Origin of the sequence: Pseudomonas taeanensis MS-3 (assembly GCF_000498575.2) — a bacterium.
In the GTDB taxonomy this organism is placed as follows: Bacteria; Pseudomonadota; Gammaproteobacteria; order Pseudomonadales; family Pseudomonadaceae; genus Aquipseudomonas; species Aquipseudomonas taeanensis.
This window is the reverse complement of the sequence record NZ_AWSQ01000001.1, coordinates 631,017-644,929: the sequence shown is the minus strand read 5'-3', so window position 1 is coordinate 644,929 and position 13,913 is coordinate 631,017. Positions and strand designations below refer to the sequence as shown.

Below are 13,913 nucleotides of genomic sequence, written 5' to 3'. Positions count from 1 at the left end.
CGTTTGTACCCAGGTTTATCCCGCAGGCTTACGCTTGGTTATCCACAGTGTTTTCGATTGGCCTGTGCATGACCCTGATAAGCAGTAACAGCTTGATTTAGCTTGCTGGCTTAAGTGTTTACGTGTGGATAACTCCGGCTTCGGCGGCTACAATGGCAGCTGTTTTTTGCCTCAGCGCTTTTCGACTTAGGGGATATCCGTGTCCGTGGAACTTTGGCAGCAGTGTGTAGAGCTTCTGCGCGATGAGCTGCCTGCCCAGCAATTCAACACCTGGATCCGTCCACTACAGGTCGAGGCTACAGGCGACGAGCTGCGCGTGTACGCGCCGAACCGTTTTGTGCTCGATTGGGTCAACGAAAAATACCTGGGTCGCATGCTGGAACTGCTGGACGAACACACCAACGGTCTGGTGCCTGCTTTGTCCCTATTAATAGGCAGTAAACGTAACGCCGCTCCTCGAGTGGCCGCCGCTGCTCCGGCTGCTGCTCAGCCTCAGGTAGAGAGCACTGCGTCTGTAACCCAGCAACCGGCAGCTAGAGTGGAAGAACCCTCGCGTGCCAGTTTCGATCCCATGGCTGGTGCGGCTAGTCAAACGGCCCCGGCGCGCACCGAACGCACGGTGCAGGTTGAAGGCGGACTCAAGCACACCAGCTATTTGAACCGTACTTTCACGTTCGATAATTTTGTCGAAGGTAAATCCAACCAATTGGCTCGGGCGGCTGCTTGGCAGGTGGCCGATAACCCCAAGCATGGCTACAACCCACTGTTTCTGTATGGGGGGGTCGGCTTGGGTAAAACCCACTTGATGCACGCAGTCGGCAATCACCTGTTGCAGAAGAATCCGAATGCCAAGGTGGTCTACCTGCATTCTGAGCGCTTCGTCGCCGACATGGTCAAAGCCCTGCAACTGAACGCCATCAACGAGTTCAAGCGATTCTACCGCTCGGTGGATGCACTGTTGATTGATGACATTCAATTCTTCGCCAAGAAAGAACGCTCGCAAGAAGAATTCTTCCATACATTCAATGCCTTACTCGAAGGTGGCCAGCAGGTTATTCTCACCAGCGACCGTTACCCGAAAGAAATCGAAGGCCTTGAAGAGCGTCTGAAATCACGTTTCGGCTGGGGGTTGACGGTCGCGGTGGAACCGCCCGAACTGGAAACCCGTGTGGCCATCTTGATGAAGAAGGCTGATCAGGCCAAAGTTGATCTACCTCACGATGCTGCCTTTTTCATTGCCCAGCGCATACGTTCCAACGTGCGTGAACTGGAGGGTGCGTTGAAGCGAGTCATCGCGCACTCGCACTTCATGGGCCGCGACATCACCATCGAGTTGATCCGCGAGTCCTTGAAGGATCTGTTGGCGCTGCAGGACAAGCTGGTCAGCATCGACAATATCCAGAGAACGGTTGCCGAGTACTACAAGATCAAGATGTCAGACCTGCTCTCCAAGCGTCGTTCGCGCTCAGTGGCACGACCCCGGCAGGTCGCGATGGCGCTGTCGAAGGAGCTGACCAACCATAGCCTGCCGGAAATCGGCGACGTCTTTGGCGGCCGTGATCACACTACGGTATTGCATGCTTGCCGTAAGATTGCTGAACTTAGGGAATCCGACGCGGATATCCGCGAGGACTACAAGAATCTGCTGCGTACACTGACTACCTAATACGCAACTCCACTAGGCAAGGGACTAGACCATGCATTTCACTATTCAACGCGAAGCCCTGTTGAAACCTCTGCAACTGGTCGCCGGCGTCGTGGAACGCCGCCAGACCTTGCCGGTGCTCTCCAACGTGTTGCTGGTGGTTGAAGGCCAGCAACTGTCGTTGACCGGTACCGACCTCGAAGTCGAACTGGTTGGTCGGGTCAGCTTGGAAGAGCCGGCCGAGCCAGGCGAAATCACCGTTCCTGCGCGCAAGCTGATGGATATCTGCAAAAGTCTGCCGAACGATGCCCTGATCGATATCCGTCTCGATGAGCAGAAACTGTTGGTGAAAGCCGGTCGCAGTCGCTTCAGCCTGTCGACTCTACCCGCCAATGACTTCCCGACCGTCGAGGAAGGTCCTGGCTCACTAACTTTCGATCTGGGCCAAAGCAAGTTGCGCCGATTGATTGAGCGCACCAGTTTCGCCATGGCTCAACAAGACGTGCGTTACTACCTCAACGGCATGTTGCTCGAGGTACAAAGCGGTGTGCTGCGTGCTGTGGCAACTGACGGTCATCGCCTGGCCATGTGTTCGATGGAAGCGGCTATCGAACAAGTCGATCGCCACCAGGTCATCGTGCCGCGTAAGGGTATTCTGGAACTGGCGCGTCTACTGACAGAGCAGGACGGCAGCGTGAGTATCGTCCTCGGTCAGCATCACATTCGTGCAACCACGGGTGAGTTCACTTTCACCTCCAAGCTGGTTGACGGCAAGTTCCCCGACTACGAACGTGTACTTCCTCGTGGCGGTGATAAATTGGTGGTGGCTGACCGTCAAGGCTTGCGCGAGGCGTTCAGCCGCACCGCGATTCTGTCCAATGAAAAGTATCGCGGTATCCGCTTGCAACTGGCTTCTGGCCTACTGAAGATTCAGGCGAATAACCCAGAGCAGGAAGAAGCCGAAGAAGAGATCGCCGTCGATTATAACGGTAGTGAATTGGAGATCGGCTTCAACGTCAGTTATCTGTTGGATGTACTGGGCGTAATGACCACCGAGCAGGTCCGTCTTATCCTCTCCGACTCCAACAGCAGCGCCCTGGTACAGGAGGCAGACAACGACGACTCAGCGTACGTCGTGATGCCTATGCGTTTGTAAGACTTCAATGTCCCTGACCCGCGTTACAGTCACCGCGGTGCGTAATCTGCACCCGGTGACACTCTCCCCCTCCCCACGTATCAATATCCTCCATGGCGACAACGGCAGCGGCAAAACCAGCGTGCTGGAAGCTATTCATCTGCTTGGCCTTGCCCGCTCATTTCGCAGTGCCAGACTGCTTCCAGTCATTCAGTACGAGCAAGTAGCCTGCACGGTTTTTGGTCAGGTGCTGTTGGCCGATGGCAGACTGAGCAGTTTGGGTATCTCTCGTGAGCGTCAGGGCGACTTTCAGATCCGTATCGACGGGCAGAACGCGCGCAGTGCTGCACAGCTAGCCGAAACTCTGCCGTTGCAATTGATTAACCCTGATAGTTTTCGCCTCTTGGAAGGCGCGCCGAAGATTCGCCGACAATTTTTGGATTGGGGAGTGTTCCACGTGGAACCTCGATTTCTGCCTGCGTGGCAGCGCCTGCAGAAGGCCTTGCGGCAGCGGAACTCGTGGCTGCGGCATGGTACACTTGACGCCGCTTCGCAGGCGGCCTGGGACCGTGAGCTATGCCTGGCTAGCGATGAAATTGACGGTTATAGGCGAACTTATATTCAGGCGCTGAAACCGGTGTTTGAACGAATCCTGAGTGAGTTGGTTGATCTGAATGGGCTTACCCTCAGTTACAACCGAGGATGGGATAAGGATCGCCAGCTGGATGAAGTATTGCGTGCTTCCCTTTCCCGAGATCAGCAGATAGGCCATACCCAGGCCGGCCCCCAGCGGGCTGATCTCAGGTTGCGTTCGGGAGTGCACAATGCCACAGACATTTTATCGAGAGGTCAGCAGAAGCTGGTTGTCTGTGCCTTGCGAATTGCACAAGGTCATTTAGTAAGTCAGGCCAAGCGCGGCCAATGTATTTATCTGGTGGATGATTTGCCGTCAGAGTTGGATGAACAACATCGGCGGGCCCTGTGTTGTTTGTTAGAAGAATTGCACTGCCAGGTATTCATTACCTGCGTAGACCATGAATTGTTGCGGGAAGGCTGGCGCACGGACACGCCGGTTGCCATGTTCCACGTGGAACATGGCTGTGTCACCCAGACCCACGACCACCGGGAGTGAAGCATGAGCGAAAACCAAACGTACGACTCCAATAACATCAAGGTCTTAAAGGGCCTGGATGCCGTACGCAAGCGACCGGGTATGTACATCGGTGATACGGACGATGGCAGTGGTCTGCACCATATGGTGTTCGAGGTGGTCGATAACTCGATTGACGAAGCGCTGGCCGGTCATTGCAGCGATATCACCATTACCATCCACCCCGATGAGTCCATCAGCGTGCGCGATAATGGTCGCGGCATTCCAGTGGATATCCACAAGGAAGAAGGTGTATCCGCCGCCGAAGTCATCATGACCGTGCTGCACGCAGGCGGTAAATTCGACGATAACAGCTATAAGGTCTCCGGCGGCCTGCACGGTGTGGGTGTCTCGGTGGTCAACGCGCTGTCCAAAGAGCTGGTACTGACGATTCGGCGGGGCGGCAAGATCTGGGAACAGACTTACATACACGGTGTGCCTCAATCTCCGCTGGCGCCAGTGGGCGATACTGATGACACCGGCACGCAGATCCACTTCAAGCCGTCCGAAGACACGTTCCACAATATTCATTTCAGCTGGGATATTCTCGCCAAACGCCTGCGTGAACTGTCATTCCTGAACTCTGGAGTTGGCATCGTTCTCAAGGACGAGCGTAGCGCCAAGGAAGAACTGTTCAAGTATGAAGGTGGCCTGCGTGCCTTCGTGGAATTCCTCAATGTAAACAAGACTCCGGTCAACGAGGTGTTCCATTTCAACGTGCAGCGTGATGATGGCGTTGGCGTGGAAATCGCCTTGCAGTGGAACGACAGCTTCAACGAGAACCTGTTGTGTTTCACCAATAACATTCCACAGCGCGACGGTGGTACACACCTGGCCGGTTTCCGTTCGGCGCTGACGCGTAACCTGAATGCTTATATCGAGCAGGAAGGCCTGGCCAAGAAACACAAGATTGCCACCACCGGTGATGACGCCCGTGAAGGTCTGACTGCAATCATTTCAGTCAAAGTCCCCGACCCCAAGTTCAGCTCGCAGACCAAGGACAAGCTGGTTTCCTCCGAAGTGAAAACGGCGGTAGAGCAGGAAATGGGCAAGTACTTCTCCGACTTCCTGCTGGAAAACCCCAACGAAGCCAAGGCCGTAGTCGGCAAGATGATCGACGCCGCACGGGCTCGTGAAGCGGCGCGTAAGGCACGGGAAATGACTCGCCGCAAAGGCGCCCTGGATATCGCCGGACTGCCTGGAAAACTGGCTGACTGCCAGGAAAAAGACCCGGCATTATCCGAACTCTACATAGTGGAAGGGGACTCCGCGGGCGGTTCTGCGAAGCAGGGCCGTAACCGCAAGACTCAGGCGATCCTGCCGCTCAAGGGCAAGATTCTCAACGTCGAGAAAGCTCGTTTCGACAAGATGATTTCCTCGCAGGAAGTCGGCACCCTGATCACTGCGCTGGGTTGCGGTATCGGACGTGACGAGTACAACATCGACAAGCTGCGTTACCACAACATCATCATCATGACCGATGCCGACGTCGACGGCTCACACATCCGTACCCTGCTGCTGACCTTCTTTTTCCGACAGCTTCCAGAGTTGGTCGAGCGCGGCTATATCTATATCGCCCAGCCGCCGCTGTACAAGGTCAAAAAGGGTAAGCAGGAGCAGTACATCAAGGATGACGAGGCCATGGATGAATACATGACCCAGTCGGCTCTTGAAGATGCCAGCCTGCACGTCAATGAAAGCGCCCCCGGCCTTGCCGGTGAAGCCCTGGAGCGTCTGGTCAACGATTACCGTTTGGTCATGAAGACCCTCAAGCGGTTGTCGCGTCTATACCCGCAGGAACTGACCGAGCACTTCGTTTATCTGCCGCGCGTGACCCTCGAGCAGTTGGCCGATCACGCTGCCATGCAGGGCTGGATCACTCAGCTCGAAGCGCGGTTAAGGGGCATGGAAAAGTCTGGCTTGGTTTATAAGACCAGCCTGCGCGAAGACCATGAGCGTCACCTATGGCTGCCTGAAGTCGAGCTGATCTCCCATGGCGTCTCCAGCTACGTCACGTTCAACCGCGACTTCTTCTCCAGTAATGATTACAAGACTGTCACCAGCCTTGGGGATCAGCTCAATAGCCTGTTGGAGGACGGAGCCTATGTGCAACGTGGAGAGCGCAAAAAGCCGGTAGCCACCTTCAAGGAAGCATTGAACTGGCTGATGGCTGAGAGCACCAAGCGTCATAGCATTCAGCGCTATAAGGGGTTGGGTGAAATGAATCCGAATCAACTGTGGGAAACCACAATGGATCCGGAAGTCCGTCGCATGCTCAAGGTCACCATCGAAGATGCTATTGGTGCGGATCAGATCTTCAACACGCTGATGGGCGATGCCGTAGAACCACGCAGAGACTTCATCGAGAGCAATGCACTGGCGGTTTCTAATTTGGACTTCTAGTACTTGTGTCGGTTGACAGGCTAAATGACAGGGTCGTACCTGTTATCGCCATGGCACAGAACCTCATACCCCGGCCTAGTGCCGGGGTTTTTCTTTCTAGATCACCAGTTAATCAACGGGTTTGAAAACCGTTGATCGGGCTGTGAAATGGGGTTCTGGGAGGCATTCTAAGTGACTCGGCGCTCATCAATGTTGCGCGGAGCATTCCCTAAGCTCATAGGGAGAAGGGACAGCAGAAAGCACTGAGGGGAGCCGTAGCTCCCCTCAAATAATTGCTGCATGCTTTGTTTTTGTTGTTAAACAGTCTGTTGTTGTTTTTAGTGACCGCTATCGTCGAACAAGATTTTCTGAGCCCGGTGGGTTCAAAGGTAAACGTATTTTTTTGGATGCTGGTGGTGCCATAGTCACTTGATGATTCAACCAGTTCAGCTACCTCAAGGTAGTTTTATTGTTTTCCTCTGGTCGCCAGGTTAACTCCTGGAAAAGCACACCCTCTCCAAAAAAATCTGTTTGCTACTCATCTGGCTTGTTGTTTTTGTTATGTCAGAATCGAGTCGATTTCTTTGCTGATTTTATTATTGTTGTCCCTATAACAAAGCATAGCCCGTGCCATTTATTAAAAGTCATTATAAATCAAAGTGTTAGTGTAATTTATGACACGCGTGATGCCCACAAAGGGAGCGGTTCTGTTCCTGTCCTACTCGACTTTGTTACCTGAGCACCGACGCAGTAACACGCGGCGAGCAATGTAATGAAGGCCACTCGGGTTGAACTGTGATTGTCTGCCGAGCCTGCGTTGGGGGACTCCGCTCGCTGGCGGCATTGATAGCTAACGAAGCCAATCGGGCTGTCGAAAGTCCTCAAGCTGGTAGGGTCGTCTCAGTTGTCTGCTGATAGGTATAGCGAATGGCTTACACGGCTTGACGGCGTTTGCTGCTATTGAACTTGGAGGCAGATCATTAATCTTGATAAATCCTCTGAGGCGCAGGACGCGCTCGGAATCAAGGATGATTGGCCATGGCTAGGATAGCTACCGACAGGATGTCGGGATGGTCAGGAAAAAACCCGCTTCGGCGGGTTTTTTGTTGGCTGCCGAAAATGCACCCAATGCTTTCAGATGCTTTGAAAATAGTTCAAGCAATAGACTGATTGCGCGGCCAAATACCAGCTATCTGCAAAATATTGGCTAAGCGTAACTGAAGCAACTTGCCTCGCTTGCCGGCCGGGGTGTTCGTGGTTTTCCTGCCGCAGACAATTGATGAGAAAGAACACCGCCGGAGATAGGCCACAAGGAGTCGTGCTGAGGAAAGCAGGTCCAATCATGCCGCGACAGGATAAGCACCAGCCTGGCTTCGGGCAGTCCTTCAATCAGGTGCGTGAAGCAGTGGCGGTGAGTGACGGGTCAATCTGCCGTACGACAGGTTAGCAATTCGGCGCCACAGACACCGCTCACCCCACTACCCTCGCTGATAGTCACACTGAATAGCCTGAGCGATGACGCAAAGGACAAAGTCGGATGACAGCGGCCCATAGCCCAGTAAGTGCTATGGGGAGACATGCTCTGTTCTAGAACGCCCGATTAACCGTTCCAATAATAAACATAATGAAGAGGCCGGCCAGAGTCGCGACGATACACGGTGCGACTCTGGCTCGGATGATACGTATGGGATCCTTATGAATAGTATTTTGTCAGTCGCGATTATCGTCCTGTTAGTCAGCACCCTGTTTGTGCTCGTGCGTTGGGGGAATGAGCGGTGTTTAGGGCCAGAGCCGGTGAGCCTGTTCACCTTCCTGGCGATTCTGTTTACCTCTGGCCTCGACATGGGGTTGATTATCTTTCCCCTCACCGAGTTCCCGGTTTACGCCAAGGAAGCTGAATATCAGTTCTCTAACCCGTTAGGCGTCGAGTTTGGTTTTTGGGGATTTCTGATTTGGGCTTTTTACTTCATCACGACTTTTTATTTCTGTGTGATAGAGCCTCGGGTCAAGTTCTTCGAATTAAAGCCAGTGAAGATCATCAATAATCTGGTGATTGTCGCAACCTGTGCATTCACCGCCTATCTGTTCCTGGTGAACATCGCCTGGTATGCGCCAGAACTCGGCGAGGGGTGGAGTTATCTGGTGGTGCTGGCAATCTTGTTAGCAGCGGCCTACTCGAGCACCGATATCAAATATTTGAAAATTCTTAGCGTCGCTTCAACATGGCTATTCTTCGCCTTGATTGGCGGGATGTGGCTGATGGCAGACGTGGGCTTGAGCTATTTTTCCGAGGCGACCAGCGCGATTGCTTCCGGCTACTTCGCCAATCTGCATAAGTTCGTTCTGCCCCTGAGTGACTATCACGCCTTCTATCTGTTTTGGTGGTTTGCCTGGAGTGTGATGATCGGCCAGTTTGTTGCGCGTTTTGTAGGCGGTATTAAAACCTATCAGCTGCTGTTGGCGTTGCTGGTGATCCCTTCAATTCCCCTGGCCGTATGGTTTTCCGTTCTCTATTACTATTTCGCCAATGCCATCGAAATCACGCTGTTCTGGAAGCTGGCGATGGTTACTGTGGGGGTGATCTTCGTGATCAACTCGGTCGACTCGCTGGTACGTTTGTACACCGACAACCTGGGCATGAGTGTCGAGAAGTTGGGTCGCCCTAGATTTATCCTGCTGAACGTTGGTGTTCTGGCGACTCTGGTTCTGTTGTTCAAGTTCACTCCGTTCGAGATTCAATGGGTCGGGTTGATTGTGATTGCGCTGTATGCGGCAGCGATTGTGACCATGACGTTACGCCACAGACCGGCGCTGGCAGCTATCTCGAAGCAGACGGCATTAGAAGCTGAGCGATAGTCGCATTGGTTTTGCTGCAAGGCATGTCGTTCAGTACGAGAGCAGTCTGAGCCTTAAGCGGTTCTATTGAAGGGACGGTGGCCTGTAGAGGGCTAACGCCTCCACAGGAGGCCTCATGCTGTGCTGATGGATCTAAGGCCCTTAGGCTCGACCAACAAAAAGCCGCCCTTCAAGAGGCGGCTTTTTTGTTGGTCGTGTCCTTGTGAGACTCAGTGCTGGGCTGAGGATTTGGTGAGTCTGTACAGCTAGCGCTTAATGAGCTGCTAGCGATCGAGATAGGTTATCCACAACCTGGTTCAGGCTGCTGCACTTGAACCATTGCCAGAGGCCTCAGTTTCAAGTGCCCCCATATCCCGCTGTGCCTGGCTGACCCAGGCGAAAGCGCGGTCATTCAGTTCGGCAATGGCGCGAGGGCCCGTGCCTTCGGCATGCAGCACGGGGCCGATGACAACCTGGATGGTGCCGGGGTTTTTATTCCACCCCTGCTTCGGCCAGAACTCTCCGGCGTTGTGCGCAATGGGCAGCACAGGCAAGTTGGCATTGACTGCCAGAGCTGCACCACCGCGGGAGAACTTGCCGATCTGACCTGCGGGAATCCGTGTACCTTCCGGAAAAATCAGCACCCAAGCGCCCTGCTCCAGGCGCTCATGGCCCTGCTTGGCCAGTTGCTTGAGCGCGGCTTTCGGATTGCTGCGGTCAATCGCAATGGGCTTGAGCATGGCCATTGCCCAGCCGAAGAACGGCACGTACAGCAACTCGCGTTTGAGCACCTGGCTGAGTGGCTCGAACTGGGCTGAGAGGTAGAAGGTTTCCCAGGTGCTCTGGTGTTTGGCGAGAATCACGCAGGGGGTTGCTGGGATATTTTCCAGGCCTTTGACTTCGTAATGAATGCCCAGCAGCACTTTGCTCAGCCAGACGGCGCAACGGCACCAGGTCTGGTTGACGAAGCGGTAGCGAGCGCGGAACGGCAGTAAGGGGGCGACGAAGAAGCTGAGGGTGCACCAGAGCAAGGCGCTGGAAGACAGCAGCAGGTAAAAGAGGAAGATTCTGAAGGCCCGCACTGTCGACATAGGAACTTTTACCGTTGCAGGTCAGGCCTGCTCTATCAATGGAGAAGGTGTTCGGCGACCGCCGCAAGATCATCGAATACCAGGGTGCCCGATGGTAATGGCTTGTCCAGGGTGCGTTCGCCTTTACCGGTCTTGACCAGCACCGGCTGACAATCGACGGCTTGCGCAGCCTGCAGGTCACCAGTGCTATCGCCGACGAACCACAAGCCAGTCAGGGCAACCCGGTAATGTGTGGCGATCTGCTGGAGCAAGCCGGGCTTGGGTTTGCGACAGTTACAGCCGTCCTCCGGGCCATGTGGACAGTGCACGATCAAGCCGAGTTGCCCGCCCTGCTCCGCGACCAACTGGCGCAAGCGATTGTGCATGGCGTCCAGCGTTGCTGGGTCGTAATAGCCACGCGCCAAGCCAGACTGGTTGGTCGCCACTGCCACGGTCCAGCCCGCCTTGGATAAGCGGGCAATGGCTTCGACCGCGCCGGGCAGAGGAATCCACTCCTCCAACGACTTGATATAGGCGTCGGAGTCGTAATTGATCACACCGTCGCGGTCGAGGATCAGCAGCTTCATCACTCAGCCCAGTACCGAAATATCGGCAACACCGAGGAACAAGCCGCGCAGCTTGGCCAGTAGTGCGTAGCGGTTGGCGCGCACGGCGGTATCTTCAGCGTTCACCAGTACCGCCTCGAAGAAGGCGTCGACCGGTTCACGCAGGCTGGCCAGGTGCTCCAGTGCCTCGCGGTAGCAGCGGGCGGCAGCCATCGGCATGACCGCCAGTTCGGCGTCGGCGACGGCCTGGGCCAGCATCTGCTCGGCCGGCTCGTGCAACAGCGTACTGTCGACGTGGCTCGGTACGTCGCCGTCGAACTTGCTCAGCAGGTTCGACACGCGCTTGTTCGCCGCAGCCAGGGCGTCGGCTTCGCTGCGCGCGCGGAAAGCCTGGACCGCTTGCACGCGCTGGTCGAAGTCCAGCGGCGCGGCCGGGCTCAGGGCGCGTACGGCCTGATAGACGGACACATCGACCCCTTCGTCCTCGTAGCGCGCACGCAGGCGATCGAAGATGAAGTCCTGCACCTGTTCGGCCAAGCCGCTGGCAGTGGGGTTGGCGCCGACTTGCTTTTGCAGCTTGCTGGCGACGATGGTATTCCACTCTTGTTCAAGCCCCGGGCCGTAGAGGCCAATGGCGTACTGAATGGTTTCAACCACATCGAGATCCAGCTGCTTGTCGATCAGGATCCGCAACACACCGAGGGCCGCACGGCGCAGGGCATAGGGGTCTTTGCTGCCGGTGGGCAGCATGCCGATACCGAAGATACCGACCAGGGTGTCGAGTTTGTCGGCCAGGGCCACGGCCGCGCCGGTCAGGGTGCTGGGCAGTTCGGCCCCTGCCCCGCGTGGCATGTACTGCTCGTTGAGTGCCAGGGCGACATCGTCAGCTTCGCCATCATGCTTGGCATAGTAGTAACCGGCGATGCCCTGCATTTCCGGGAACTCGCCGACCATCTCGCTGGCCAGGTCGCACTTGGAGAGTATCCCGGCACGCGCCGCGCGATCCTTATCGCCACCGACGCGCTCGGCGATAAAGGCCGCGAGGGCAGAAACCCGCTGGGCTTTTTCATAGACCGAGCCGAGCTGGGACTGGAAGACGACATTAGCCAGGCGCTGGTTGAACAGCTCCAACTTGTGCTTCTTGTCCTGCTTGAAGAAGAACTCGGCATCGGTCAAGCGGGGTCGTACCACTTTCTCGTTGCCGGAGATGATCTGCGCCGGATCCTTGCTCTCGACGTTGGCCACGGTGATGAAGCGCGGCAGCAACTTGCCGTTGCTATCCAGCAGGCAGAAGTACTTCTGATTGTCCTGCATGGTGGTGATCAGTGCTTCCTGCGGCACCTCGAGGAAGCGCTCCTCGAAGGAGCAGACCAGCGGCACCGGCCATTCGACCAAAGCACTGACTTCCTCGAGCAGCGCCGGCGGCACTATGGCCGTGCCCTGCTGCTCGGCGGCCAACTGTGCCACGCGTTGGGCGATCAGTTCGCGGCGCTCATCGGCGTCGGCAATCACATAGGCTGCGCGCAGTTCTTGCGCGTAATTGGCCGGCGCGGAGATGCGTACCTCGACGTTATGGTGGAAGCGGTGGCCACGGGAGACCCGGCCAGCCTGCTGGGCAAGGATTTCGCAGTCGATCACCTGGTCGCCGAACAGCATCACCAGCCACTGGGTCGGGCGGACGAACTCGGTCTTGCGCGCGCCCCAGCGCATGCGCTTGGGAATCGGCAGTTCATTCAGCGAGGTGTCGACGATAGCGGGCAGCAGGCTGGCGGCGGCCTGGCCGGGAATGTTCTGGCTGAATTTCAGCTTGGGCCCGCTGCGATCGATTTCGCTCAGCTCGACCCCGCACTTCTTGGCAAAGCCCAGGGCTGCCTGGGTTGGATTGCCATTGGCGTCGAACGCCGCCTGCATGGGCGGGCCATCGAGGTTCAGCGCGCGATCCGCCTGTTGCGTTTCAAGCTGCTCGACGAGTACGGCCAGGCGGCGTGGCGCGGCGTAATAGCGGGCGTTGGCGTAGCTCAGGCCGGCCGCTTTCAGGCCCTTTTCGATGCCTGCAAGGAAAGCTGCACCGAGGGTCTTCAGGGCTTTCGGCGGCAGCTCTTCGGTGCCCAGTTCAACCAGAAAATCCAGTGCACTCATTCTGCTGCCTCCAGCTTATTGCCCAGGGCTTTGCCTTGAAGCAGATCCGTTTCTGTCAGTTTGGCCAGTACTTCGTCACGCAGTTCGGGGGTGGCCATCGGGAAGCCGAGTTTGCGCCGCGCCTGCAGATAGCTCTGCGCCACGGCGCGCGCCAGGGTGCGCACGCGGAGGATATAACGCTGACGTTCGGTCACCGAAATGGCGCGGCGGGCATCCAGCAGGTTGAAAGTGTGCGAGGCCTTGAGCACCATTTCGTAGGTCGGTAGCGGCAGTTCCAGTTCGATCAGACGATTGGCTTCGGACTCGTAGAAATCGAACAATTCGAACAGTTTGTCGACGTTGGCGTGTTCGAAGTTGTAGGTCGATTGCTCCACTTCGTTCTGGTGGAACACGTCGCCGTAGGTGACCTTGCCGAAGGGACCGTCGGTCCAGATCAGGTCGTAGACCGAGTCGACGCCCTGGATGTACATGGCCAGGCGCTCCAGGCCATAGGTGATTTCGCCGGTCACCGGGTAGCACTCGATCCCGCCGACCTGCTGGAAGTAGGTGAACTGCGACACTTCCATGCCATTCAGCCAGATTTCCCAACCCAGACCCCAGGCGCCGAGGGTCGGCGATTCCCAGTTGTCTTCGACGAAACGGATATCGTGAACCAGTGGATCGAGGCCGATGTGTTTCAGCGAGCCGAGGTAGAGTTCCTGGAAGTTTTCCGGGTTCGGCTTCAATACCACCTGGAACTGGTAGTAGTGCTGCAGACGGTTGGGGTTCTCACCATAGCGGCCATCGCCTGGGCGGCGGCTGGGCTGCACGTAGGCGGCGTTCCAGGTTTCCGGGCCAACGGCGCGCAGGAAGGTGGCGGTGTGAAAGGTGCCGGCGCCCACTTCCATATCGTAGGGCTGTAACACTACACAGCCCTGTTCGGCCCAGTATTGTTGCAGGGCAAGGATCAAGTCTTGGAAGGTGCGCACGGCAGGCGTAGTCTGGCTCACGG

Annotated in this window: 9 protein-coding genes; 5 read left to right on the top strand and 4 right to left on the bottom strand. The window is 56.3% G+C overall.

Annotated features, from left to right (window positions below):
- Positions 1–199 precede the first annotated feature (199 nt).
- The 5 genes from dnaA to TMS3_RS02730 all read left to right on the top strand — a co-directional run bounded on the left by dnaA (position 200) and on the right by TMS3_RS02730 (position 9,168).
- A complete protein-coding gene (dnaA, locus tag TMS3_RS02750; protein ID WP_025163717.1) occupies positions 200–1,666 on the top strand; it encodes a chromosomal replication initiator protein DnaA in 1,467 nt (488 codons plus the stop codon).
- A gap of 31 nt (positions 1,667–1,697) precedes the next feature.
- On the top strand, positions 1,698–2,801 hold the full coding sequence (gene dnaN / locus TMS3_RS02745) for a DNA polymerase III subunit beta (protein ID WP_025163716.1): 1,104 nt from the start codon (positions 1,698–1,700) through the stop codon (positions 2,799–2,801).
- 7 nt (positions 2,802–2,808) lie between these two features.
- Positions 2,809–3,912, top strand: coding sequence for a DNA replication/repair protein RecF (gene recF / locus TMS3_RS02740; protein WP_025163715.1), 1,104 nt, complete (start codon positions 2,809–2,811; stop codon positions 3,910–3,912).
- Between the two features lie 3 nt (positions 3,913–3,915).
- A complete protein-coding gene (gyrB, locus tag TMS3_RS02735; RefSeq protein WP_025163714.1) occupies positions 3,916–6,333 on the top strand; it encodes a DNA topoisomerase (ATP-hydrolyzing) subunit B in 2,418 nt (805 codons plus the stop codon).
- Between the two features lie 1,674 nt (positions 6,334–8,007).
- Complete coding sequence (locus TMS3_RS02730; RefSeq protein ID WP_025163713.1) at positions 8,008–9,168, top strand: BCCT family transporter; 1,161 nt, start codon at positions 8,008–8,010, stop codon at positions 9,166–9,168.
- Between the two features lie 296 nt (positions 9,169–9,464).
- Here TMS3_RS02730 and TMS3_RS02725 read toward each other — a convergent pair whose 3' ends face one another.
- Genes TMS3_RS02725 through glyQ form a run of 4 tightly spaced genes read right to left on the bottom strand, consistent with a single transcriptional unit; the run spans position 9,465 to position 13,911 of the window.
- Positions 9,465–10,238 carry a lysophospholipid acyltransferase family protein gene (locus TMS3_RS02725; protein WP_025163712.1) on the bottom strand — a complete coding sequence of 258 codons (774 nt, stop codon included), beginning with the start codon at positions 10,236–10,238 and terminating at the stop codon, positions 9,465–9,467.
- Positions 10,239–10,273: 35 nt separating this feature from the next.
- The gene (gmhB, locus tag TMS3_RS02720) at positions 10,274–10,804 is read right to left on the bottom strand and encodes a D-glycero-beta-D-manno-heptose 1,7-bisphosphate 7-phosphatase (RefSeq protein WP_025163711.1); all 531 of its coding nucleotides are present in this window, start codon (positions 10,802–10,804) and stop codon (positions 10,274–10,276) included.
- A gap of 3 nt (positions 10,805–10,807) precedes the next feature.
- Positions 10,808–12,922: a glycine--tRNA ligase subunit beta gene (glyS, locus tag TMS3_RS02715; RefSeq protein ID WP_025163710.1), complete on the bottom strand. Its 2,115-nt coding sequence runs from the start codon at positions 12,920–12,922 to the stop codon at positions 10,808–10,810.
- Complete coding sequence (gene glyQ / locus TMS3_RS02710) at positions 12,919–13,911, bottom strand: glycine--tRNA ligase subunit alpha (RefSeq protein ID WP_025163709.1); 993 nt, start codon at positions 13,909–13,911, stop codon at positions 12,919–12,921. The genes glyS and glyQ overlap by 4 nt, the downstream gene beginning before the upstream one ends.
- Positions 13,912–13,913 lie beyond the last annotated feature (2 nt).

What these genes read in the sequence shown, in the direction of transcription:
- dnaN (WP_025163716.1), top strand. Translation starts at nt 1,698, where the DNA reads ATGCATTTCACTATTCAACGCGAAGCCCTGTTGAAACCTCTGCAACTG.
- recF (WP_025163715.1), top strand. Translation starts at nt 2,809, where the DNA reads ATGTCCCTGACCCGCGTTACAGTCACCGCGGTGCGTAATCTGCACCCG.
- gyrB (WP_025163714.1), top strand. Translation starts at nt 3,916, where the DNA reads ATGAGCGAAAACCAAACGTACGACTCCAATAACATCAAGGTCTTAAAG.
- TMS3_RS02730 (WP_025163713.1), top strand. Translation starts at nt 8,008, where the DNA reads ATGAATAGTATTTTGTCAGTCGCGATTATCGTCCTGTTAGTCAGCACC.
- TMS3_RS02725 (WP_025163712.1), bottom strand. Translation starts at nt 10,238, where the DNA reads ATGTCGACAGTGCGGGCCTTCAGAATCTTCCTCTTTTACCTGCTGCTG.
- gmhB (WP_025163711.1), bottom strand. Translation starts at nt 10,804, where the DNA reads ATGAAGCTGCTGATCCTCGACCGCGACGGTGTGATCAATTACGACTCC.
- glyS (WP_025163710.1), bottom strand. Translation starts at nt 12,922, where the DNA reads ATGAGTGCACTGGATTTTCTGGTTGAACTGGGCACCGAAGAGCTGCCG.